We start from the raw sequence: 22,002 nt of genomic DNA, 5'->3' as shown, positions 1-22,002 counted from the left end.
CCCCACTTAATCCCAAAATATTCAGGAGAAAACTTAAGTCAACCGCAACAAATGATACTAATTCTAAATAGGGGGAAATAAGGATGATTATATTTATATATATTGGTATATATTTAACACCCGTATTAGCTATTATTTTTTGTGTTAATTTAATAGCCATCATCAAAAAAGTAAAAGACGATGAGCCTACTAGTTTTAATTCATTTTTATTAACATTTTCCTTCGTATTAATTGTTTGGAGTATTGCAATAATGGCTGTTTATAACTAAATCATTAAAATGCCTGACTACATATTGAATGGAGTCAGGCTTTACATTAAAGTAGCTTATCTGGATTCATAATATTTTTCGGGTCTAAAGCAAGCTTAATGGCCTTCATGACCTGAAGTGCGTTGCCATGCTCTTGCTGCTGATATTCCATTTTTCCAATACCGACACCATGTTCGCCTGTACAAGTACCACCGATTGCTAAAGCATATTCTACAATTTTTTTGTTGTATGCCTTGGCACGTGCTACTTCCTCCGCATCTTTTATATCAAACATTAAAATCGCGTGGTAATTACCATCACCAACATGGCCAGTCAGACCTCCGATTAAGCCACTCACTTCTAATTCTCTACGCGCAAATTCAATGGCATTGGCTAATTCATTTATCGGTACACATACGTCCGTAGACATCAGTTTTCTCCCCGGATTCGCATGAATAAATGCGTATGCTAAATTATGGCGTGCATTCCACAATAGATTGCGAGCAGCGGTATCCTTTTCAAATTGAATCTGATCACAGCCAAAGTCTTGTAAAATTTCTGTCGCAAATTCTATATCCTGTTGTAAGCCGGCTTCATTTCCGTGAAACTCTAAAAATAAAGTCGGTTGCTCAGGATAATCCGTTTCACTATAAAGATTGACGGCCCGAATGGATGATGGGTCAACCAATTCCACACGACCAATAGGAATCCCAGCATGTTTAATGGCAGTAACTGCTTGCACCGCAACATCTGTAGAAGCAAACACGGCGCGGCCAGCGACTTCATGCTCTGGAATGCCGTAAACGCGTAACGTAAGCTCAGTAATACAGCCCAAAATTCCTTCAGAACCGACAAATAATCCATTTAAATGTAAACCGGAAGATGATTTTGCAGCGGAATTCCCTGTATGGATGATGTCACCATTTGCTAACACCACCTCTAAATCACGCACTTGATCGCGCATCCCCCCGTAACGAACCGCTGTCGTTCCACTTGCATTGGTAGCAGCCATCCCACCAAGTGATGCATCAGCGCCTGGGTCGACTGAGAAAAATAATCCGTGCTTTTTAAGCGCTTGATTGAGCTCTGAGCGTGTAACACCAGGCTGTACTTTTACGAGTAAATTTTCAGGCTCAATGGCTAGAATCGCGTTCATTTCATTAAAATCAATTGAAATACCACCATTGTAAGGAATAATATGACCTTCCAAACTCGAACCACGTCCAAATGGAATGATGGGAACTTCATAGGCATTGGCTATTTTTAAGATGTCACTAACCTCTTGTGTGGAGCGAGGAAAAACAACTAAATCAGGCAATGCAGGTGTGTGATACGATTCGTCTTGACCGTGTTGTTCACGAATAATAGCATTATCTGAAACTTGCTCAGGTGTTAAGAATGCAAGTAACTCCATTTTAATTTGATCAAATTGCATAACATGGCCCCCAATCAACGGAATGTACGTCAACAATAGCGAAATTAACTGAAATTGTAAATGAATTTCTGTATTTTTTTGTTATTAGAAGGGTGACATTGTATCTTTTTTCAACCACTCGTCATTCGGCATCGTTATACTAAATAGAAGGGAGTGAAAACTGTGAATGAAGAGCAGCTTGACCTATTAATGAAGCAGCATAGCGGACGACTATTGCGTGTTGCTTATTATTATACGAAAAATTTACATACAGCCGAAGACATTGTGCAGGATGTGTTTATTAAGTATTATCATTTGAGGCAACCTATTGATCCATCAATAACCGAGAGATACTTAATAAAAATGACTGCTAATAAAGCGAAAGATTATTTAAAAAGCTGGCATTATCAAAGACTTGTGTTTCAAGAAAAATGGCATTCGTTAAAAAATCAGCAGCAGGATGCACTCGTTATTCACGATGAAGAACAGCTCATAAGTACTGCGGTACTCCGTTTGCCAATGAAGGAACGAGAAATCATTGCTTATTACTATTTAGAAGGATTGACGTTAAAGGCGATTTCTGAGCTCATTCAAATTAACGAAAACACATTGAAATCAAGGCTAGTAAAAGCAAGAAAGCTGTTAAAGGCACAGTTACCAGAAGTAGAATGGGAGGTGTTAAAGGATGACACGCTATAAATTAAAGGAACTGAAACAGACAGATGTGAATGAACAGCGTATTAGGCAAAATGTGCAACAGCAAATCAGCAAACCAAAACGAAAACTAAATTTTCGTGTGCCAATCCTAACAATCATCGTGAGTACTGCGATTATCTTTTTACTCATTCAGCTCTTGACACCAACAGACATGCGGCATAGTACAGCTAATGAACCTACCTTAATGAATATTTTTTACGAAATAGAAGGGGATGGCGTCACCTATAATCAAAATTTTACGACCTATGATCTGCAAAATATAAGAATACTTAAATATTATAAAGAAATGCCCTATATAGATTTTTTACAAAAAACGAATGTAAATACAATTGATATTCCGACACCGTTTCAAGTAGAGGATGGCAAGGTTATTGCAGTGAACGATGGCTATTTTACTGAACTTCAATTCCATTTTCCATACGAAAAAGAGTTTATCAATATTTCGATGACAAGAACATTCATGGAACCAATGGAATATGACGCCCTTGCTGCTAATTTAGTAGATGCTTATGGAACACCAATTGAGCTAGAGCGCTTAAATTCTTCGTCAACACTTGTGACGAAATTTTTAGAAGGCGATGGAGGATTAGTGTACACGTATTATTCTTATGATGAAGAGGAAAATAGGATTCATTTGACAGGAACGAGGGCAAATGAATTTTATACGATTGCAGAAGGCTATATTTATTACATCGGATTTAGTGAAAATAGCTCGTTATCAAAAGTACAAATGACGGAATTTGTGAAAACTTTCATCGAGCACAATGAGTTTAAAACGCTTGAATTTGAAGAAGCAACATATAAAAATTCATGGCTCACACGTGGTGGGAAAACAATGCTTATTTGTTTAGCAATTGCACTTGTCAGTTTAGTAGGTATGCCTTTGCTTATTCAAAAACGCTCTCAACGGGTTCAAAAATTTGTGTGGTCACTCGTATGGATTTTCATTCAAGTTCCCATATTAACATGGCTTATTTCTTTTTCTGTCGGGACATTGTATCGTGACGGCTTTGCTGCAATTGGCATGATGATGATCACATTCCCAGCTTTACTAATTCTCGGTATACTTATCATCCTTTTCGTCAACAGAAATCGAATAATCTGGCTTGTTATTTTGCATATACTTACATTTATTTTTGCCTTTGGGACGTCCATTTGGAATTCGTTTAGTATTGGTTGATTAACCTTGAAACAAGCATCCAAACGTTAAAATAACAAAACCGCGCCTCTCATTTACTTGAGAAGCGCGGTATTTTAGCTTTGTAGCATAGCCATAATGGGCTTACCAATGACCATAAAAACAATATAAATCCCAAGGGCAAAGAGCACGGCTTGCCTAGGCTTCCAAATACTTGAGAAATAAAAGACAAGGCCTGTAAACAGTACCATTCCAATCGCACCAAAAATCGCGTTTTGCTGCACAAGATGAAACGTTTCATCCGTCATGGCTTTCATTTGCTGACGCATATTGAGTAACGTTAAAATCGGCAACAGCGTAATCACGCCAGATAAATAATGCAGATTCGAACGACTTAACCAAGAAGCAAGCAGCATGACTGTGCCGCCAATAATAAATTGAATCACATAAAACACGCAAGTATTCCCTCAATTCCACTAAAATATATACACTATAGCGTAGTGAAAATGTTTCTACAATAGCATTTATAGCGGAATAGCAACAATGCTAACATGAAAGAATTATCCAAACACGATAGAGCAATAATTTAAAATGCTAATTATAAATCTCCAACACTAAAATTCTTAATTTAACGGAAACACTTGATGAAAATGATTATCATTTGCATAATAGAGGTATTACCATTTATATCAAGAAGGGATCGACTATGAACATACCAATTAATGAGTTAATAAAATATTTTGCCAATGCACCGATTCAATTTTCAGATTTATTTGTGACAAGCTTAAACCCAAATATTCAAGATGGCAATCGTTACACAGCAGCCCATTATAATGGACTTGTTATCACTTTGTCTGGAAGTGCTAATTTTTCGTTGAACGGTGCGTGCTATGCCATCAATAAAGGGGTAGTATTACACGCCGGTCCACGAATGGAAATCAATATTGAAGTGACGAGTGAGGAGCCTTGGCATTATGTAGTCCTTCATTATGAAGTGATTGAACGTACAGTACCATTTAAAAATGCTCATTTTACTATTGAGAGTGGGGAAAATCATAAAATTGATTATTTTGTGCAGCAAATGATTCAGACGGAAAAAATTCCTGGAGACTTACATAAATTAAAGTGTAAATCGATCTTTTTACATATAATCGAAATGCTTCTTATTTGCGCAAAAATGAAGACTACAAGTAATGTTTTCGACCATGCGGTTAGTTTTATGACGGAAAATTATGCGCAGCCCATTGCCATTGCAGAAATTGCCGCAGAGGTTGGGTGTGATCGACGTCGCTTAGCGTATTATTTTGATAAAGAAGTGGGGATGTCACCCATTCAGTTTTTAACGGAAATTCGCCTCAAGCATTCAAAACATATTCTCCGTACTACAGCGATGCCAGTGAAGGAGATTGCTGAGCTGGTAGGTTATCAGGACTCGTTTTATTTTTGCCGCGTCTTTAAAAAGCAGTATCAGATGACACCGACAGAATATCGTAAGCAATTTTAACCTGATTGAGCAAAAATCCATATACGTTGTAAAAATGTCATTAGCGTTGCATAAAAATTTTTAACATTTGTCAAAAGGGGCATAATACCTACCTGACTCATATATCTGAAAATTCAGAACGAACGATTTCTCCGTATTTGAAAAAAAGTCAACGTGGGCATAAGCGGTAGTCCTCATCCACAAATTGTAAATTATTTACATATGATATAACCTAGAAAATCGGGTCGTACGTTAAATTGTCTAAATGTTCCACCTCTCTTTCGTCAAACTGTTTGACGATGAGCTGAAACTCACTGTCCCAATCATGCTTTTTTCGTCCTTTGGATTGCCTTGTCGGCGGTCTGAAAAGTGCTTTAACAAAAGTTTCAAAAGGCTTGAAAAGAAGATTCTGAAGCGTTTCTTTCATCTCTAAAAGTGGTCCATCATGGTTCAGTTCCAGCTTTAGCAATACTTGCAGGCAATACGTAATCAGAGCAATCCAGATTTGTGTGTAGACGGCGTTCTGACTTTTTCCGAAGAACTTTTTGATTCTTAGGTGCTGTTTCATCCATTTAAAAAACGTTTCAATTTTCCAGCGGTAGCGATAGAGGTCTCCAATTTCTTTCGCCGACAAATCGAAACAGCTTGTGAGAATAATGATTTCATTTTTCTCGCGATCGACTGTTCGGATTAAACGCAGCGAATTCGACATTTTCGTGCGGTTCTGCTCATCCCCCAAAAAGACTTCTTGATCCGAAAAGATGTTATTTTCAACGTCTGGGGCTTGCTCATTCAGCACTTCAATCTTTGCATTTTTCCTCAATCGCGTGATAAAGCGAACCTCTTTCTCACACAATTTGTCATACTGTTTATAGTCCGTATAGCCTCGGTCAAACAGATGAATGGCATCGGAATCGAACGCCACCAGCGTATCCATTTGCGTACGGTCTGCATGTTTCGCCGGCAAAAGAACCGCCTGATCTGGGAGCGTCACATCTTTTGTGACAACGACGCGTAAATGCAGACGAACACCTGCCTTGGTTTTTCGAAACGTAGCCCAGGGATATTGGCTCAGACTCATGGACATGGTAGAAGAATCGATAACAAGTAGTTGATCGATATCCCGAACAAACGGTTGCCTTCTCTTCAATTTTACCTGGGCGGCAACGACGAGATGGCGAAAGACCTTTTCAAATATGCCCGGCGTCAAGCAGGACTGTCTGCGTGAAAGCTGCGACGAACTAATGGTACCCATTTGAACAAAGGTTTGAAGCTCTTCAGTTTCCTTCAGATGTTTCGCCAATTTTTTGAGCGAATCTTTTTCATTCAGCTGTGCAATGATGAACAGTTGTAAAAACTTATAGGCTGACAGCTTTTTCACGTAATAATCAAGATTGGAGACGTTCACAATTTTTAAAAATGTTTTCTCATTTAGTACTTTTAACAATTCATTTAATGTGGATTTTGTGGTATCCTTGTTCATGGTTGGCTCCTTTTAATTGGGATTTGGACAGAACTACCAAACCTAATTATAAGGAGTTTTTTTGTGCAACGGAATACCTTGTTTTGGAATTTTTTTAGTTAGAAGGACTCTTGATGAATAGTGTTTTAATTTAATGCAATGTTAATGTAAAAATGTCTATTTACGCTTACTCGTCTGTTTGATATTATCATGAATGTAAATAAGTGATAATGAGAATCGTTATCGATATGGAGGCGTTTATTTTGAAAAAATATGGTGTATTAATTGGTGCAGCAGCATTAACTCTTATGCTTGCGGCATGTAATAATGATGAAGAGGAAGTCAAATCTTCAGAGGCGGCTTCAACAGATGCTAAAACGGAAGAAGTAGCAAAAGAACAGAAACAAGAAGAGGCAACTACTCAAAAAGTAACGTATTTAGGCACAGATTATGAAGTACCTATACAAATTAACACGATGATTGCAGCAAGCCTAGAAGCAATGGAAGATTCAGCTGTTCTTGGCATCAAGCCTGCTGGTGTTATATCGACGGATGGCTCTTCCATTCCAAAATACTTAGAAAAGGAATTAGCGGGTGCAACAGTTGTAGGTAGTAAAAGAGAGCCGAGTACAGAAGCGATGTTGGCACTAAGTCCAGATGTGATTTTAGGTACGAGTAAATTTGATGAAACGCAGATGGCAAACTTCAATAAAGTGGCGACAACATTCCCGTATTCACATATCTCAACAAATTGGAAAGAAAATTTAACATTATTAGGTCAGTTAGCTGGTAAAGAAGCAGAGGCTACAGAAGCTATCTCGAATTATGAAGCTTCTTTGACAGAGACAAAAGAGAAGATTGCGAACAGTGATATAAAAGACAAGGATGTTTTATTAATTCGTGTACGTAGCGGATTAGCGGTCTATCCAGAGGCTGTGTATTTAAACCCTTCTCTATATGAAGATTTAGGCTTACAAGTACCAGCAGGATTAGCGGCACTAAAGGCGAAAACAGAAACAAAAATCACCTATGAAACGCTTGCAGACTGGAATCCAGATGTGATTTTATTACAATTCGCAGCGGATGAAAACACTGAAAATCCAGGGCTACTAGATGAAATTTTAGAAAATGCCATTTTTAAAAGTACGACAGCAGCAAAAGACAATCAAGTTTATGTAAATATTGTGGAACCACTTGCGCAAGGCGGTACAGCTTGGTCAAAAATCAATTTCTTAGATGCATTTAAAGAAAATGTAGTGAAATAGTGATATGTAAAGCTGGTAAGTAAATTCTTACCGGCTTTTTAACTTGGTATGCCTGGCATGCACAATCACTCAAAGGAGGTTCCAAATATTGAACAGTTCAAATCGACATATTCTTTTATTTTCTATGATTATGCCTATTTTAATTGTGTTGGTCTTTTTATTCTCGGTTTCATTTGGTACAAAATCGATCCCATTTTCTGAAATCATGCAGGCAATTGTTCATTTTGATGAAACTGAAGCGAGCCATCAAATTATATGGTCTGGCCGAATACCTAGAGCGCTAGCAGTATTATTTGTTGGAGCTTTTTTAGCTGCGGCGGGGGCAATCATGCAAGGCATCACACGAAATTTCCTAGCCTCTCCTTCGATAATGGGGGTAACAGATGGCTCAGCCTTTTTCATTACGATGACCTTTGTGTTTTTGCCCGGGATTTCTAGCTTTAAATTAGTCGGTATTTCCATGATAGGATCGCTATTTGGAGCCGCATTAGTATTTGGCTTTGCATCGATTATTAAAAATGGGTTATCACCAGTACGCCTCGCAATTATTGGTACAGTTATCGGTACATTTTTGAGTAGTTTTGGTACGGCGATTGCGATGTATCATCAAATCTCACAAACGATCACAATGTGGTATAACTCAAAAGTACATACAGTAGATATGGATTTAGTGTTACTTTGCGTGCCAATTGGACTTATTGGACTCGCACTTGCTATTTCACTATCGAGTGCCGTGACGATTACAGCGCTTGGAGAGGAAGTAGCGGTTAGCTTAGGACAAAAAACACGTACAGTAAAAGTATTAAGCATGCTTTCAGTAGCCATTTTGACAGGTACGGCCGTTGCATTAGTTGGGAAAATTGCTTTTGTAGGCTTAGTTGTTCCGCATATTGTCCGCATGCTAATGGGGGTGGACTATCGAATGATTATCCCATGCTCGGCCGTTTTCGGAGCCTTTTTCTTATCAGCATGTGACTTGATTAGTCGCTATGTTAACTTTCCATTTGAAACACCCATTGGAGTTGTCACAGCCATCGTTGGTGTACCATTCTTCTTATACTTAATTCGTAGTAAGGGCGGTGAAAAGTATGCCGCTTAAACAAGCAAAATGGATTATTACGCTAGTTATTATGTTGTTGATGCTCCTTGCAGCGATGTATCTTCATTTAACAAGTGGTGTATTTACGATGTCAAGCACTGAAGTGTTTAAAACGTTATTGCGCATCGAATCTACTCCAAATTTTGATTTAGTCATCTTTGATTTACGCTTACCACGCATCATTACGGCTGCACTTGTTGGCATGGGTCTCGCGATGGCAGGGGTAGTATTACAAGGAATTACGAAAAATGCACTTGCTGATCCGGGCATTATTGGGATTAATGCTGGTGCTGGCTGTGCCATCGTAATTTTTATGTACTTTTTCCAAGTAGAATTAATTGATGTAGAAATTAATAGCCTCGTGAAAATTTTAATTGTCCCTATTTTTGGCTTTGTCGGTGGGGGATTGGCCGCTGCCATCATATTATTCATGTCGTACAAATATGGGCGCATGGATATGCAAAAGCTTATTTTAACCGGAATTGCGATTAATACCGGATTTAGTGCTTTGACCTTGTTTTGGTCATTAAAAATGGACGAAAATGACTATCAGGCTGCGGCAATCTGGATGAATGGCTCCATCTACAATTCGAACTGGTATTTTGTGTCGGCAATGCTCCCTTGGTTGTTGATTTTAGGTTTTTATATTTACCGCAAAGCATATATTCTTGATTATTTTCAATTAGAAGAAGAAACGATTTTGAGCCTAGGTATTTCACTTGAAAAGGAAAAAATCAAGCTTCTATTGGCGACTGTTGGTTTAGTAAGCGCTTGTGTTTCTGTATCTGGTAGTATCGGTTTTATTGGGCTGATGGCACCGCATATTGCAAGACAGCTTGTTGGAATCTACCATCGCTATTTAATGCCGGTTAGTTTACTTGTCGGGGCGATCTTACTTGTATTTTCGGATTATGTGGCAAAGTCGTTATTTGCTCCGGTTGAATTGTCGGTCGGTATTGTTGTTTCCATCATAGGCATTCCTTATTTCTTATTTTTACTTGTAAAGGCGAAAGGATAATATACAATGAAAACAGTATTCAAAGTGGATCGTTTAACAACGGGCTATGAACAAGCTCGTATTATTGAAGACTTAAATGTATCGATACCTGAGGGCAAAGTGACGACCATTGTTGGTCCAAATGGTTGTGGGAAATCGACATTATTAAAAACGCTTGGTCGGATTTTGAAAAAAGAGCGCGGTGATATTTTTCTACAAGAAGAAAATATGAATGCCATGTCTACAAAAGAAATCGCCAAAAAATTAGCACTTCTTGCACAATCCCCATCTGCACCGGGACAATTAAAAGTGCATGAATTGATTGCATATGGTCGTTATCCGCACCGTAAAAATGTCGGACGCCTAACAAATGAGGATGTAGAAAAAATTAACTGGGCGATGGAAGTGACGCAAACGTACGAGTTTCGTGAGCGTGAAATCGCGGCATTATCAGGTGGGCAGCGTCAGCGTGTATGGCTTGCGATGGCACTTGCACAGGAAACGGATATTTTATTACTCGATGAGCCGACAACCTATTTAGACATGGCGCATCAGCTAGAGGTGCTAGAAATTGTTGAGCAGCTTAATAAAAATTATGATTGTACAATTATTATGGTACTTCATGATTTAAACCATGCTGCGCGTTTTTCAGATGAATTGATCGCGATGCGTAAAGGTAAAGTGTTGCATACGGGTACACCGAAAAAGCTAATGACAAAAGAAATCTTACAGGAAGTTTTCCAAATTGATGCAAAAATTATTCATGATGACGAGCATAATGTACCAGTATGCTTTTCATACAATTTAATAAAGTAGGTGCAACCATTGAAATCAGCATTTAATAATTATGAATACCAGCTAGATATTTTCGTACCAGAGGAAGCGCCGCCAGCAGAAGGTTTTCCCGTTATTATCGTATTAGATGGAACGCGCTATGCACGAATGATGCATGATACACTTGCAAATCAGCTACGAAATCGTTTAAAAACAGGCGTAGAAGCAGCGATTATCATTGGTATTGGGCATCACGAAAAAGATATTCCAAATCAACGCTTTTACGATTTTACCGCACCAGCAGATAATTATTCCTTTCCGATGCGCCGTGGCAAAGAAATGCAGCCACTACCAGCAGGGGGCGCGGAACAGCTGATGCAGTATCTGACCGAGCAGGTGCTTTCACATATAGCAAAGCAATGTGAAGTAAATCTCGAAAATGTATCGCTTTATGGGCATTCATTGGGTGGGCTATTTGTATTATGGAGTTATTTACAGCACCCGCATGTATTTACAAAATATGTGGCACTAAGTCCTTCCATTTGGTGGAACAAGCATGAATTATTCGGTATTTTACAAAGGACCGATATACAAAACCCGGCACCACTTTATATGACAGTTGGTGGTGAGGAAGGCGATATGGTGGACGATGCACAAAAATTCCATGAGATTGCCCATACAAAAGGCATTCCAAGTGAGTTTTATGTCGCAGAATGTGAAAATCATGCGTCAATCATTCCGACAACGATGAGCCGTGTATTACGATTTATAAAGGCATAATGATGTTATAAAAAGGCTTTTGCTTCGGTAAAAGCCTTTTTGAAGTTTTAACAGAGTGAATATAGGGGAACATAATACGAAAGATAAAAAATAATATTTTCCATTTTTTCTTTAATAAATGAATCATAAAGGAGCGATTATCTATGGAAAATAAAAAGAAACAACTAGATACAGAAAAAATCTCGTATAATTATTACCCCGAAGAAAGTAAAAAGAAACAGGATTTAAACCAAACCGAGCATCTTAAAGCAGCAAAAGAACATGGGAAACGTGAAAATGAAAATACCACACAAAAAGAGAGCTACAATACACTACCTGGACGCGATGCTGAATAAGAACGTTTATATGTTAAAAGAATGGCAAGCCGTACATTCATTCGATTTAAAAATGCGTAACTGTAGATATTTCCACCGAGCTGATAGGGGAAAAATCTTTAATCGATTATACCCAATCCTGTCAAAAGGGAAGCATAGGGAACTTATTATAAACAATTTTGTTTAATTCAAATAAAGAAACATTTACTCGAGCTATATTAGCGCGAGTTTTTTTGTGAAAAACTTTCCAAAATTCAGAGTGAATACTGTTGTAATTGCCAAAAGTAGTGTACGATATGTACGGTACAAATAACGCAAGTAGGTGAAATATGAAGAGAATACAATTAAGCTTACTATTATTGAGCACAACGATTTTATTAGCAGGCTGCCAAAGTGTTGAAAATAAGGAAGGCTTCTTCTATGCAACGTTTGTCAAGCCAATGAACTGGGCACTCGATACGTTAGGCAATGCTTTTGATGGTAGTTATGGTTTAGCTATTATCGCCATTACCTTAATTATTCGATTAATCTTACTACCATTTATGTTGAAAACGTATAAGAGTCAATCTGAAATGAAAGTAAAAATGGACAAAGTTCGTCCACAAATGACGGATATCCAGGCGCGATTAAAAGAAGCAAAAACGCAAGAGGAAAAAATGAGCGTGCAACAAGAAATGATGGCCTTGTACAAAGAGCATAATTTAAACCCATTAAATGTCGGGTGCTTGCCGACGCTGATTCAAATGCCAATCGTAATGGGCCTTTATTTTGCTATTTTGTATTCTACTGAAATTAAAACACACTCATTCTTATGGTTTGACCTTGGTGCAACGGATTTAATCATGACGGCCATTGCAGGTATTGTCTACTTCGTCCAAGCGAAAGTATCTTTACAAACCGTTCCAGAAGCGCAAAAGGCACAAATGAAACTTATGATTTACATTTCGCCAATTATGATTGTGTTTATTTCATTATCATCTATGGCAGCACTTCCATTGTATTGGGCAGTGGGTGGGGCATTCTTAATTGTCCAAACCTATATTGGTAGAAAGCTTTATCCACCAGCTCCTGTGACAGAAAAAAATGAATAAAAGTTGAAGACTACTGGCAAAACTGTCGGTAGTCTTTTTTTAGTGGATTTGAAAGTATAAGTTTTTTTAAAAAATCCATATTAGAAAAGATGTTCAATCGCAAAAAAAGTTGCAAAGTATCGCTTTTAAATAACTTTTTAAAAGTTAGTTACTTTTTGTAACTTTTTGTTGACACCTGTTTTTTAGCATGGTATATTTATCTCGAATTTAGAATAATTGAATTTGAGGTAAAAGACAAATTAGTTGAGGTGACACAAGTCATGGGCTTTTTTAATAAATTATTTGGCAATCAACAAGAGGAGGATTTAACAATGGCACAAACATTAAACATTGGAATTATTATCGGTTCAACACGTGAAGGACGTGTCTCTCCACAAGTAGCAGAGTGGGTGAAAAAGGTAGCTGACAAACGTGGTGATGCAAATTATACAATTATTGATATTGCGGATTACAACCTACCATTCTTAGGCACTGCCGATGCACCAGGCGCAGCAGATTGGTCGAAAGTAATTGCTGAACAAGATGGTTTCGTATTTATTGTACAAGAATATAATCACTCGATTACAGGGGCTCTTAAAAATGCATTAGACTACTTACGTGCGGAATGGAATAATAAAGCAGCGGGGATTGTCTCTTATGGTTCAGTAGGTGGTGCTCGTGCTGCCGAACATTTACGTGGTATTTTAGGAGAACTATTGGTAGCAGATGTTCGTGTACACCCGGCATTATCATTATTTACAGATTTTGAAAATGGTACAAAATTCACACCAAAAGACGTACAAGAGGATTCAGTCAATCAAATGTTAGATCAAGTAATCCCTTGGTCAACGGCATTAAAAACAATACGCTAATATAATAGGATAGAGGAGGGGCTGTCCAGAAATATGTTTCGGGACAACCCATTCCTATTTTTTACATAGTATAATACAGAAATGAGGGTTTATTATGGATTTCGAACAATTAGCCACAGCTCGTCATTCAGCTGTCAATTTTGAAAAGGATTTTAAAATGACAGAGGCGGATTTCGAAAAAATATTCAACTTAACGAAAACAGCGCCGAGTGCGTACAACTTACAATTTACGAACTATTTAGTTGTAATGGATGAGGATAAAAAAGAACGTGTGCGTGAATTAAACTTTGATCAATATAAAATTCACTCTGCAAGTGCAGCCGTTATCGTCATGGGCAATCGTCAAGCAATTGAACTGGACAATGCAGAAAAAATCTATGGTCCGATGAAAATGTTAAAAATGATGGACGAGCACACATATGATATGACAATGGATCAAATTCGTGGTTACGCAGAAGGGTTAAAAACAGACGATGCATTAGTGAAAGAAGAGATTATCCGTAACTCAGGGTTACATGCGATGCTATTCATGCTCGCAGCCAAACATTATGGCTTTGATACGTGTCCGATGCATATTCATAATATTGCAGAGGTGAAAAAGGAGTTTAATATTCCTGCGCATCTAGAGCCGATGATGCTGATTACAATTGGCAAAAGCGTAGATAAAACACGTCCACGCGGTTATCGTAAGCCTGTAGGGGAATTTGTACAGTTTAATAGCTTCTAATAATAGTAGAAACCAATTGCGCTTGTTTTGTGCAGTTGGTTTTTTATTTTGATGGAAAAAAGGAAACAAACCCGTTCGTTCAATAGAAGCGGAGCGGGTTTCGTTATTTGCTCAAATCGTAGTTTGAAATTTATTTCTCCACAATATGAGAAAGTTCAATCCGATAATCAGTGCACTAATAAGGAAAATCGGTTCAACGGGTAAAATATCAGCCCAAATCCCACCAATAAACAAGCCAACAGGTAGCGCTAATTTCATAATCATAGAGGTTGTACCCGCAACTCGGCCAAGTAAATGATTCGGCGTAGTCTCTTGTCGGATTGCTAAATAGACAATATTCGTCATGGTGGAAACGGAAGTACGAAGCGCTAGTAAAGCACCCATTAACAGCCAATGATGACTAAAGAATAATAACATTAGAGCGATTGCATCCACGAGCATCGAAAACGTATAAATTTGTCCCCGTGTAAAACGGTTGCGCAATGGGTGAATCAGTTTTGCGCCAATAATGCCTCCAAATGCCGATACCGTAAACATAAAGCCTAACTGCTCTTTCGAAAATTGAAGTTGATCCAGCGCATAAAACGTTAACACGCCAATGATTAAACTGGTCGCGAAATTCGAGAAAAATATCGTCCATGTTTGAAGCAGCAACGACCGATTTTCAAGCAATGCATCAATCCCTTCCTTCATATCACGAACTATCGAATTATTCATGTTTCGCTCGGGTGTAGGTACAGTTTCAATAAACAATGAAATGAGCATTACACAGAGCTGACAACTCACGAAAAGCCATAAAAAGACTTCGTTAGATACCCATAACAGTAACATCCCAAGTAAACCTGGTCCTATAATTGTAATCATCGTCGACAGCAACGAAAATTTAGCTTGTATGTCTGTCATCAGTGATTTCTCAAATAATTGAGGCATAATGGCATTTAATGCACTGCCTACCATATAGCCAGTGGATGAGAGTAAAAATCCAATCACATACACATGCCATAAGACAAAATCAGTGCTGTTCAATAAATAGACTAAAATGATGGATAAAATGACGCGAATCAAATTGCCATAAATTAAAATATACTTTCGATTGATACGATCAACAAACACGCCAATTAGCATACCAAGAAAGATATTTGGCAAGAATTCCATCATGCGCATTGTACTCATTGCAAGTGCGGATTTTGTTAAATCATAAAGAATAATTGGAACAATAAATGAAAAAATAGTTATTGAAATGTTTACGAAAAAGTGGATGCTATAAATTTTACGAAAAGTATGATTTTTAAATAAGTTCATATGTCTCACTCCCTTTGAAAAGTGTAAAATAAAAAAAGGGGAACAAAAAGTGAATAAATTAAAAAATCAATTCACCTTTTAGGAGGAAGCAATGAATTATGAATTAACATTATTTCAACATTTTCAGCCGAATCGTAAAACGGAAACAACAATTGAAACGATCGCAACAATCTGGCATTGCTCAACGCGTCATGCAAAAACTCAACTACATCGCTTACATGAACAACAAATCATTCACTGGGAAACGTTTCAAGGGCGCGGGAAAAAGCCATTTCTTACAATTTTAGTGCAAGAAATGGACGTATTACTGGATGCCATGGAAACATTGTGGCAAAAATCAAAATTTGAAGAGGCTATTCAATTAGCGAAAGAAATGGGACGACTCAATCATCCAAATGTGCAGCATTGGCTTACTATACGATTTGGTATACAACATGAAAAAAATAGGCATGTATTTCGCCAATCAATGTATTTTGTGGAGCTTTGTCTAGATCCACATCAAGCTTTATCGAGACATGATATACATGTATTAGAACAAATTCATGAAACCTTGTTTATTATTGATGATGCAGGACGCGTTCAGCCTAATTTACTGTTTCATTTTTCTACACAGGATGCAATCACTTGGCATTTTCTATTACGAAAAGGAATTCAATTTCACCATTTGCAGGAAGTTACTGTAACCGATGTTAAAGCAACCCTTTTAGCAGGGGCATTTATTTATAAACATTCATTTGAAATAGAATCTATAGAAGTAATTGATCGCTATGAACTCGTAGTGAAGTTAAAAAATGCGTGTGCACTATTTCCCTATTTTTTAGCGAGTACCCGGTTAGCCATTGTGCCAGAGGATGGACAGAAAAATATTGGCTGTGGTCCATTTATGTTATTGGAGCAAAATGAAAATCAATTAACGCTCCAAGCCTTTCAGCACTATTTTAAATCACGTCCATGGATTGACTGTGTTGAAATCGTTTATAACCGAGAATTTCAAATGGACGCGATTCGTTATGAACCGTTTGAACCAACAATACCAAGTCGCAAAATAGAATTTGAAGAGCCAGGCGCTTGCTATATTTGCTTCAATAGCCGTTATGGTCCTTTCGTAGATGAGCAATTACGTGCCTATATTTGGCATGCAATTGAGCCTTCCGATTTTATTTTAGCGGAGGAAAATGAAAAAGTAGCGTACAGCTGGCATTTAGAGGGGGAAGGGATTATATTACCTGAGCCTGAACAAAAACCAAAGCTACCAGAAATGCTTGTCATCGGCTATCAACAAATTCGTCAAGGTGTCAATCATGAAGAGAAGGCAAAAATTTTACAGCAACAACTTAGCGAGATGGGGATTAACGTGAAGTTGACATGTATTAACTTTAAAGAGCAGCAAAATAAAGTAAATGAAACAATTGATTTGTTTATTGGAGGCATTGCACTCGGACAAAATCTAATCTTATCACTATTGCAATCATACTTAGCAGAACCGAAAATAATTTTAAATTTTTTAACAAGTAGTGCCGAAATGCACGTAAAGCAACTCTTACAAACGGTTGTGCAAAAAAATGCTGATCCGATGATTTTCCATGAAATAGAGCATTTTATCCAGCAAACCTATACAGTGAAATTTATTACGCAAAGGAAGCATACTTATTATGTGCGAGAGGATACGCCGTACAAACATGTCCAATTCGATAAACATGGACGTATAGATTATCGCAATTTATTTTATTCGAATGAGTGAAGTTCAAGAGTATTTTAAAGATTTCAGGGGAACATACGCGTAAATTAAATCTCTATTTAAGGAGCATGCGATGAAAAAAATACTAGGAATCCTTTCTTTTACTCTTCTTTCTATCTATCTAATCAATCATTCATTGATTGTGGAAAAAGCCCCGAATGCGGACTTGACCAAAGATGCTATAGTAGCAATCACTTCGGGAGAGTTTGTTTCCCAAAGTGAGCAACCAGAGTATAAGCTGATATATGATACGTTGCTTACAACACTCTTTCCCTCCATAGAAAAAGAATTGATTAATTATTATGGCTATCTCAAGCAATTTGAGGATGCTAAAATTCTGAGTATTACAAGAAATTATGAAGGCAGCTATGATTTTAATGCAGAAGTCCAAATCACAACATTTGAACATGCACATGACCCTCCGTATGGAAAGGAAACTATGACGTTTAATATAAGTCCTTTTGGGGTTAAAACGATTCGCTTTCAGCATGAGGGCGATCCATTAGAAAAGGATATCAATGAATTTTATCAAGCAACACTTTCAGATATCAAACAGTCTTTTAAGCTGAATTTAGGGTCTTACACTTCTTACACATACAATCAATTGCAGTACCAAACAGAAATAAATCATGATTTTAAATCTCTTTTTAATCTTGTGGATGAAATATCAACCACCATATTGCTTCCTGAACGAAAAATACCCGATAAAAATGTGATTGATCCAGTAACCTTTCTAAAAAACAACGAAGGCTATATCCTCTTTAAAAAGTCTGACGGTACAAATGTAAAATATACGATCCAAAAGAAAGATGGTAGTTGGTTTGTAACAGATAAAAGTGAAAAAAAGGGCAAGAAAATGGATGATAAAATACCGTGGTATATATGGGGGGGAATTTGAGCCTACTGATTAATGCGGTTCGGCTTTTTTTAAGTATAAGCAAAGATCTATACAAAGAGAAAGGACATTCCACATTAAGCAGATGGAATGTCCTTTAATATCCTTATTTATGTTATTTCGCCACAATCGGCTGCTGTTCATCACTTACATCTGGGTGCAGTGCCTCAAACTGCTGGACATAGTCTATAAATAATTTGTAATCGGCGTTCACAATATGCTTGTAGCGCATTGCCTGAAGGACGATTGCCTCAAGGAAAATTTCCTCATGTCCGCGTACTTGCTTTAAAATTTCATCTTCACTGTGATACGTAAAGATCGTTGAATAATCCAAATCGGCACGCGCGTGAATTTTAGCTGCGATTTTGCCCATAATTTCAGTTGTTGTATAGTAATCTTCCAGTGAGCGATAGTTTTTTGGCTTTACCTTTCTTTTATATGGAGAGCGCTCGCGAATATAATAGTCCTTGTCGTCCATTGTCACATATGCTAAATGGGGGTCTTGTAAATGGTGCATAGCCTTTTGTGTCCCAACAACGCGTGCCCCCTGATGCTCATATTGCGACCAAAATGGCGTGTGATAGGGAAGGAAGTAGGCAGGAATCGCCAAGCGTACCTCTTTCATTTCAAGCACTAAATCCTTTCCATTCAGCGCATCTTTATGACTATCTACTAATAAATAAAAGCGATCTAACCCGATGGAAGCCGTACCAGAACCGTGTTTAATGGCAATATCCTTCACATGATAGTTTGGGACAAGCGCAGTAATTTTTTCGAATAGGGCATTATCAATCGGGTGAATTTCGTCACTCCAAATAAACACACGTTCTCCATTTTCCTGTATTTCTGTAATATCATCAATGAGCTCTGTGCGTTGGCGTTTTTCTAATTTTTTCAGCACACGCTTAATCGGTCCTTTTGTGTTTTCCTGCGTAAACACAAGACTTAGTGCATCATCCTTTTTCGCTTGGAATCGCTTTAATTGCTTGAGATAGGCTTGTAAAAAGTGTTCAATAGCCTGCTGTTGCGCGGATTCATCAAGTAACTGCTCCTCTAAATACAGCGCGATGCTAATGCTCATGCGTAAGATATCATATAAATAGGACCCGACATAGCCCTCATCAAAATCATTGACATCATAGACAATGTCGCCATTTTCATTTTGGAAAGCACCAAAGTTGTCCATATGCATATCGCCCATGATCCATGTCGGACGTTCTTCAGGTGTATGGAACGCGGAAGGGAAATTAGTCGTATCGTAATAATAAAGATACGCACTGCCTCGGAAATAACGAAACGGACTATCCGCCATTTTTTTGTATTTTTCAATACGCTGTGCGGCGGTTAAGTGCATTGTTTGTCGATCAAACTGTTCAAAAATCATATGTAGCTGCTGTTGACGCAATGAAATTCGCGTGTTTTGGACCGTTTCGAAAAGATTTTGAGCCATGATGAAAATCCTCCATTCTAGAAAGAAATATTGGTATATCGTATTCATTTTACATTATTTTAATGAATTGCTTCAATCGAACTAGTAAACTACGAATAGGAAGAGATAGAAAATTCAGTATTTTCTATCTTACTGATGTTAAATAGCGTTACGCGCTAGCCCAGTTTTTTCACCATAATATAATCCTGTTGCGCTTCATCACCAAACATAAAGGTGTGCGTTGATGTTTTGACGAAACCTTGCTTTTCATAAAAGGCGATGGCATTTTCGTTTTTCTCCCATACACCAAGCCAAATATTCGATTTCTGAAGCTGCTGTGCGATTAAAATGGCCTCATTCATCAACGCTTTTCCAAGTCCCATGTTTTGGAAGGCACGTAATAAGTAAATACGCTCAACTTCTAATGCATTTTCAGCAATTGCATCTGTTTGCGCGTTGCCTTCGTTGACCTTTAAATAGCCTGCCAATTGATTATCTACATAGAGCAGCTTGAAAATGGATTGTTGATTATTAATTTCTATTAATAATTTCTCTTCTGAAAAGGCCTGTTGTAAGTAGTGCTGCATTGTTTGTTTATCATTATTTTCATGGAAAGTTTCAAAAAACGTTTCTCGACCAATCGTTTGAATGTTATGAACATCTTGTATAGCTGCTCGCTTTAATTCAAAGTTCATAATAATCACCTCTTACAATTATTAAAGCTTTTTTCGACATAAAAGTAAATGTGCGAAATACGAGATAAAAAAATTACTAGTTCTAAAACCAATGCTGACGAGCTTCGTTCTATAGATGAAGGGATGAGCAGTGTAACAAATTCAGAAATAGAACAGCTCATTGAGTCGGATGAACGTAAATGGATTGGTACTGCGATTTTAATACTATGAAGGACAAAAAAGATGAAGAGCTTGTGTAGCTTCTCACCATTTTAAAGTAAACGATCGAATTGTATTGACAAAGCCTTTTAAACCTTGCTATAGTAAGCTTAACAAATTTCGGAAGTAGGTGAGCAATATGACAAATCAATTTGAGAATGTATTCGTGCAATGGGACTTGTCATATGCGACTCACCATACGTGTGCCTTTTAAGGTATATGCTTCTTTACCGTGCGTGTGTAGCCTTATGATGAGCGGCCATTGCCTATCATAAGGCTTTTTGTTTGCCTAAAAACAAAAAAATCATACGCCTAGGAGGCAAACGGAATTGAAAAATCAATTAGTAGGATTTACTGAATTTTTTGAACAACAGCTAGAACAAATGGAAACAACAAATAAACTAGTCGGGCGCGTCATGCTCGAGCATAAGCATTCGTACCGTGTCATGACAGAGCAAGGCGAGCTATTAGCGACCGTTTCAGGTAACTTTGCTTATCATAGCTTTTCACGTAAGGATTTTCCGGCGGTTGGGGATTTTGTGCTCGTCGAAAAAATGCAAGGCGAAGAACGTGCCATCATCCATGCCTTATTTGAGCGCAAATCAAAATTTACGCGAAAAATGGCGGGGTTAGAAATCGATGAGCAAATCGTTGCGGCCAATGTGGATGTCGTGTTTTTAGTGATGAGCGTAAATGCTGATTTTAATATTCGCCGATTAGAGCGCTATTTAGTAGCTGCATGGGATTCGGGGGCAACACCTGTCATTGTTTTAACAAAGGCAGATCTTTGTGAGGACGTAGAACACTATGTCCAAGAGGTGGAGGCTATTGCCTTTGGTGTAGAGGTAATGGTTGTCAGTGCATTAACTGGTCGTGGCATCGAACAGCTTCAAGCGATTCTAACAGTAGGGAAAACCGCCGCATTACTAGGCTCTTCAGGTGCAGGGAAATCGACACTAACAAATGCTTTATTAAACAGTGAGCAAATGAAGGTTTCTCATATTCGTGAGGACGATGCAAAGGGCCGTCATACGACAACACATCGAGAGCTTGTCGTATTACCAACAGGCGCTTGTTTGATCGATACACCAGGGATGCGGGAATTGCAGCTTTGGGATCAGGGCGATAGCTTGGCATCTAGCTTTGCTGATATTGAGCAGCTAGCCGAAAATTGCCGTTTCCGAGACTGCACTCATAAAAACGAACCCCATTGCTCAGTACAAAAAGCCATTCAACAAGGTGAAATAGAGCACGCACGTTTAACGAGCTACTTTAAACTTCAGCGTGAATTGGCCTATATTGAAAAGAAAACAAATACCGATGCCCAGCTAGCCGAAAAGCGTAAATGGAAGCAAATTTCGAAGTCACTGAAGAAAAAGAAATAA

The 22,002-nt window shown here is 38.0% G+C and carries 22 protein-coding genes; 16 read left to right on the top strand and 6 right to left on the bottom strand.

Annotated features, from left to right (window positions below):
* Positions 1–83 precede the first annotated feature (83 nt).
* Positions 84–269 carry a hypothetical protein gene (locus tag MKX47_RS10150; protein WP_340773666.1) on the top strand — a complete coding sequence of 62 codons (186 nt, stop codon included), beginning with the start codon at positions 84–86 and terminating at the stop codon, positions 267–269.
* Between the two features lie 46 nt (positions 270–315).
* Here the strand turns inward: MKX47_RS10150 and MKX47_RS10145 are convergent, their stop codons facing one another.
* On the bottom strand, positions 316–1,683 hold the full coding sequence (locus MKX47_RS10145) for an FAD-binding oxidoreductase (protein ID WP_340773664.1): 1,368 nt from the start codon (positions 1,681–1,683) through the stop codon (positions 316–318).
* A 162-nt stretch (positions 1,684–1,845) separates the two neighbouring features.
* On the opposite strand from MKX47_RS10145, the gene MKX47_RS10140 reads away from it, so the two are divergent.
* Positions 1,846–2,361 carry a sigma-70 family RNA polymerase sigma factor gene (locus MKX47_RS10140; protein WP_340773662.1) on the top strand — a complete coding sequence of 172 codons (516 nt, stop codon included), beginning with the start codon at positions 1,846–1,848 and terminating at the stop codon, positions 2,359–2,361.
* Positions 2,348–3,559 (top strand): hypothetical protein, encoded by a 1,212-nt coding sequence (locus tag MKX47_RS10135; protein ID WP_340773659.1) that lies wholly within the window; start codon positions 2,348–2,350, stop codon positions 3,557–3,559. Before MKX47_RS10140 ends, MKX47_RS10135 begins: the two co-directional genes overlap by 14 nt.
* Before the next feature lie 74 nt (positions 3,560–3,633).
* Here the strand turns inward: MKX47_RS10135 and MKX47_RS10130 are convergent, their stop codons facing one another.
* On the bottom strand, positions 3,634–3,972 hold the full coding sequence (locus MKX47_RS10130) for a GlpM family protein (protein WP_340773657.1): 339 nt from the start codon (positions 3,970–3,972) through the stop codon (positions 3,634–3,636).
* Between the two features lie 251 nt (positions 3,973–4,223).
* On the opposite strand from MKX47_RS10130, the gene MKX47_RS10125 reads away from it, so the two are divergent.
* Entirely contained in the window at positions 4,224–5,021 is a 798-nt protein-coding gene (locus MKX47_RS10125) for an AraC family transcriptional regulator (protein ID WP_340773653.1), read from the top strand.
* A gap of 211 nt (positions 5,022–5,232) precedes the next feature.
* Here MKX47_RS10125 and MKX47_RS10120 read toward each other — a convergent pair whose 3' ends face one another.
* Positions 5,233–6,483, bottom strand: a complete 1,251-nt coding sequence (locus MKX47_RS10120; RefSeq protein WP_340770156.1) for an IS4 family transposase — start codon at positions 6,481–6,483, stop codon at positions 5,233–5,235.
* Positions 6,484–6,725: 242 nt separating this feature from the next.
* Here MKX47_RS10120 and MKX47_RS10115 point away from each other — a divergent pair, with 242 nt between their 5' ends.
* The 9 genes from MKX47_RS10115 (at position 6,726) to MKX47_RS10075 (ending at position 14,360) form a co-directional block, all read left to right on the top strand.
* On the top strand, positions 6,726–7,727 hold the full coding sequence (locus tag MKX47_RS10115) for an ABC transporter substrate-binding protein (protein WP_340773651.1): 1,002 nt from the start codon (positions 6,726–6,728) through the stop codon (positions 7,725–7,727).
* 88 nt (positions 7,728–7,815) lie between these two features.
* A complete protein-coding gene (locus tag MKX47_RS10110) occupies positions 7,816–8,826 on the top strand; it encodes a FecCD family ABC transporter permease (protein ID WP_340773649.1) in 1,011 nt (336 codons plus the stop codon).
* On the top strand, positions 8,816–9,844 hold the full coding sequence (locus MKX47_RS10105; RefSeq protein ID WP_340773647.1) for a FecCD family ABC transporter permease: 1,029 nt from the start codon (positions 8,816–8,818) through the stop codon (positions 9,842–9,844). The genes MKX47_RS10110 and MKX47_RS10105 overlap by 11 nt, the downstream gene beginning before the upstream one ends.
* A 6-nt stretch (positions 9,845–9,850) precedes the next feature.
* Positions 9,851–10,639: an ABC transporter ATP-binding protein gene (locus MKX47_RS10100; protein ID WP_340773645.1), complete on the top strand. Its 789-nt coding sequence runs from the start codon at positions 9,851–9,853 to the stop codon at positions 10,637–10,639.
* Positions 10,640–11,377, top strand: coding sequence for an alpha/beta hydrolase (locus tag MKX47_RS10095; protein WP_340773643.1), 738 nt, complete (start codon positions 10,640–10,642; stop codon positions 11,375–11,377).
* 143 nt (positions 11,378–11,520) lie between these two features.
* Complete coding sequence (locus MKX47_RS10090) at positions 11,521–11,712, top strand: hypothetical protein (protein WP_340773641.1); 192 nt, start codon at positions 11,521–11,523, stop codon at positions 11,710–11,712.
* 308 nt (positions 11,713–12,020) lie between these two features.
* Positions 12,021–12,782 carry a membrane protein insertase YidC gene (gene yidC / locus MKX47_RS10085; protein WP_340773639.1) on the top strand — a complete coding sequence of 254 codons (762 nt, stop codon included), beginning with the start codon at positions 12,021–12,023 and terminating at the stop codon, positions 12,780–12,782.
* Positions 12,783–13,042: 260 nt separating this feature from the next.
* Positions 13,043–13,633, top strand: coding sequence for an NADPH-dependent FMN reductase (locus tag MKX47_RS10080; protein WP_340773636.1), 591 nt, complete (start codon positions 13,043–13,045; stop codon positions 13,631–13,633).
* A gap of 94 nt (positions 13,634–13,727) precedes the next feature.
* The gene (locus MKX47_RS10075; protein WP_340773634.1) at positions 13,728–14,360 is read left to right on the top strand and encodes a nitroreductase family protein; all 633 of its coding nucleotides are present in this window, start codon (positions 13,728–13,730) and stop codon (positions 14,358–14,360) included.
* A 111-nt stretch (positions 14,361–14,471) separates the two neighbouring features.
* Here the strand turns inward: MKX47_RS10075 and MKX47_RS10070 are convergent, their stop codons facing one another.
* The gene (locus MKX47_RS10070; protein WP_340773631.1) at positions 14,472–15,662 is read right to left on the bottom strand and encodes an MFS transporter; all 1,191 of its coding nucleotides are present in this window, start codon (positions 15,660–15,662) and stop codon (positions 14,472–14,474) included.
* A gap of 91 nt (positions 15,663–15,753) precedes the next feature.
* Between MKX47_RS10070 and MKX47_RS10065 the strand changes: the two genes are divergently transcribed.
* Both MKX47_RS10065 and MKX47_RS10060 read left to right on the top strand, forming a co-directional pair.
* Positions 15,754–17,403, top strand: a complete 1,650-nt coding sequence (locus MKX47_RS10065; RefSeq protein ID WP_340773628.1) for an ABC transporter substrate-binding protein — start codon at positions 15,754–15,756, stop codon at positions 17,401–17,403.
* Between the two features lie 70 nt (positions 17,404–17,473).
* On the top strand, positions 17,474–18,298 hold the full coding sequence (locus MKX47_RS10060) for a DUF3888 domain-containing protein (protein WP_340773626.1): 825 nt from the start codon (positions 17,474–17,476) through the stop codon (positions 18,296–18,298).
* Positions 18,299–18,410: 112 nt separating this feature from the next.
* Here the strand turns inward: MKX47_RS10060 and MKX47_RS10055 are convergent, their stop codons facing one another.
* The gene (locus tag MKX47_RS10055) at positions 18,411–19,745 is read right to left on the bottom strand and encodes a DUF2252 domain-containing protein (protein WP_340773624.1); all 1,335 of its coding nucleotides are present in this window, start codon (positions 19,743–19,745) and stop codon (positions 18,411–18,413) included.
* Between the two features lie 155 nt (positions 19,746–19,900).
* Entirely contained in the window at positions 19,901–20,419 is a 519-nt protein-coding gene (locus MKX47_RS10050; RefSeq protein ID WP_340773623.1) for a GNAT family N-acetyltransferase, read from the bottom strand.
* A gap of 527 nt (positions 20,420–20,946) precedes the next feature.
* Here MKX47_RS10050 and rsgA point away from each other — a divergent pair.
* Positions 20,947–22,002 carry a ribosome small subunit-dependent GTPase A gene (rsgA, locus tag MKX47_RS10045; protein ID WP_340773620.1) on the top strand — a complete coding sequence of 352 codons (1,056 nt, stop codon included), beginning with the start codon at positions 20,947–20,949 and terminating at the stop codon, positions 22,000–22,002.

Origin of the sequence: Solibacillus sp. FSL R7-0668, from assembly GCF_038006205.1 — a bacterium.
GTDB lineage: Bacteria > Bacillota > Bacilli > Bacillales_A > Planococcaceae > Solibacillus.
This window is presented reverse-complemented; position numbering and strand designations above follow the sequence as displayed.

What these genes read in the sequence shown, in the direction of transcription:
- MKX47_RS10135 (WP_340773659.1), top strand. Translation starts at nt 2,348, where the DNA reads ATGACACGCTATAAATTAAAGGAACTGAAACAGACAGATGTGAATGAA.
- MKX47_RS10070 (WP_340773631.1), bottom strand. Translation starts at nt 15,662, where the DNA reads ATGAACTTATTTAAAAATCATACTTTTCGTAAAATTTATAGCATCCAC.
- MKX47_RS10090 (WP_340773641.1), top strand. Translation starts at nt 11,521, where the DNA reads ATGGAAAATAAAAAGAAACAACTAGATACAGAAAAAATCTCGTATAAT.
- MKX47_RS10150 (WP_340773666.1), top strand. Translation starts at nt 84, where the DNA reads ATGATTATATTTATATATATTGGTATATATTTAACACCCGTATTAGCT.
- MKX47_RS10125 (WP_340773653.1), top strand. Translation starts at nt 4,224, where the DNA reads ATGAACATACCAATTAATGAGTTAATAAAATATTTTGCCAATGCACCG.
- MKX47_RS10120 (WP_340770156.1), bottom strand. Translation starts at nt 6,483, where the DNA reads ATGAACAAGGATACCACAAAATCCACATTAAATGAATTGTTAAAAGTA.
- MKX47_RS10060 (WP_340773626.1), top strand. Translation starts at nt 17,474, where the DNA reads ATGAAAAAAATACTAGGAATCCTTTCTTTTACTCTTCTTTCTATCTAT.
- MKX47_RS10055 (WP_340773624.1), bottom strand. Translation starts at nt 19,745, where the DNA reads ATGGCTCAAAATCTTTTCGAAACGGTCCAAAACACGCGAATTTCATTG.
- MKX47_RS10100 (WP_340773645.1), top strand. Translation starts at nt 9,851, where the DNA reads ATGAAAACAGTATTCAAAGTGGATCGTTTAACAACGGGCTATGAACAA.
- yidC (WP_340773639.1), top strand. Translation starts at nt 12,021, where the DNA reads ATGAAGAGAATACAATTAAGCTTACTATTATTGAGCACAACGATTTTA.
- MKX47_RS10075 (WP_340773634.1), top strand. Translation starts at nt 13,728, where the DNA reads ATGGATTTCGAACAATTAGCCACAGCTCGTCATTCAGCTGTCAATTTT.
- MKX47_RS10065 (WP_340773628.1), top strand. Translation starts at nt 15,754, where the DNA reads ATGAATTATGAATTAACATTATTTCAACATTTTCAGCCGAATCGTAAA.
- MKX47_RS10050 (WP_340773623.1), bottom strand. Translation starts at nt 20,419, where the DNA reads ATGAACTTTGAATTAAAGCGAGCAGCTATACAAGATGTTCATAACATT.
- MKX47_RS10105 (WP_340773647.1), top strand. Translation starts at nt 8,816, where the DNA reads ATGCCGCTTAAACAAGCAAAATGGATTATTACGCTAGTTATTATGTTG.
- MKX47_RS10145 (WP_340773664.1), bottom strand. Translation starts at nt 1,683, where the DNA reads ATGCAATTTGATCAAATTAAAATGGAGTTACTTGCATTCTTAACACCT.
- MKX47_RS10080 (WP_340773636.1), top strand. Translation starts at nt 13,043, where the DNA reads ATGGGCTTTTTTAATAAATTATTTGGCAATCAACAAGAGGAGGATTTA.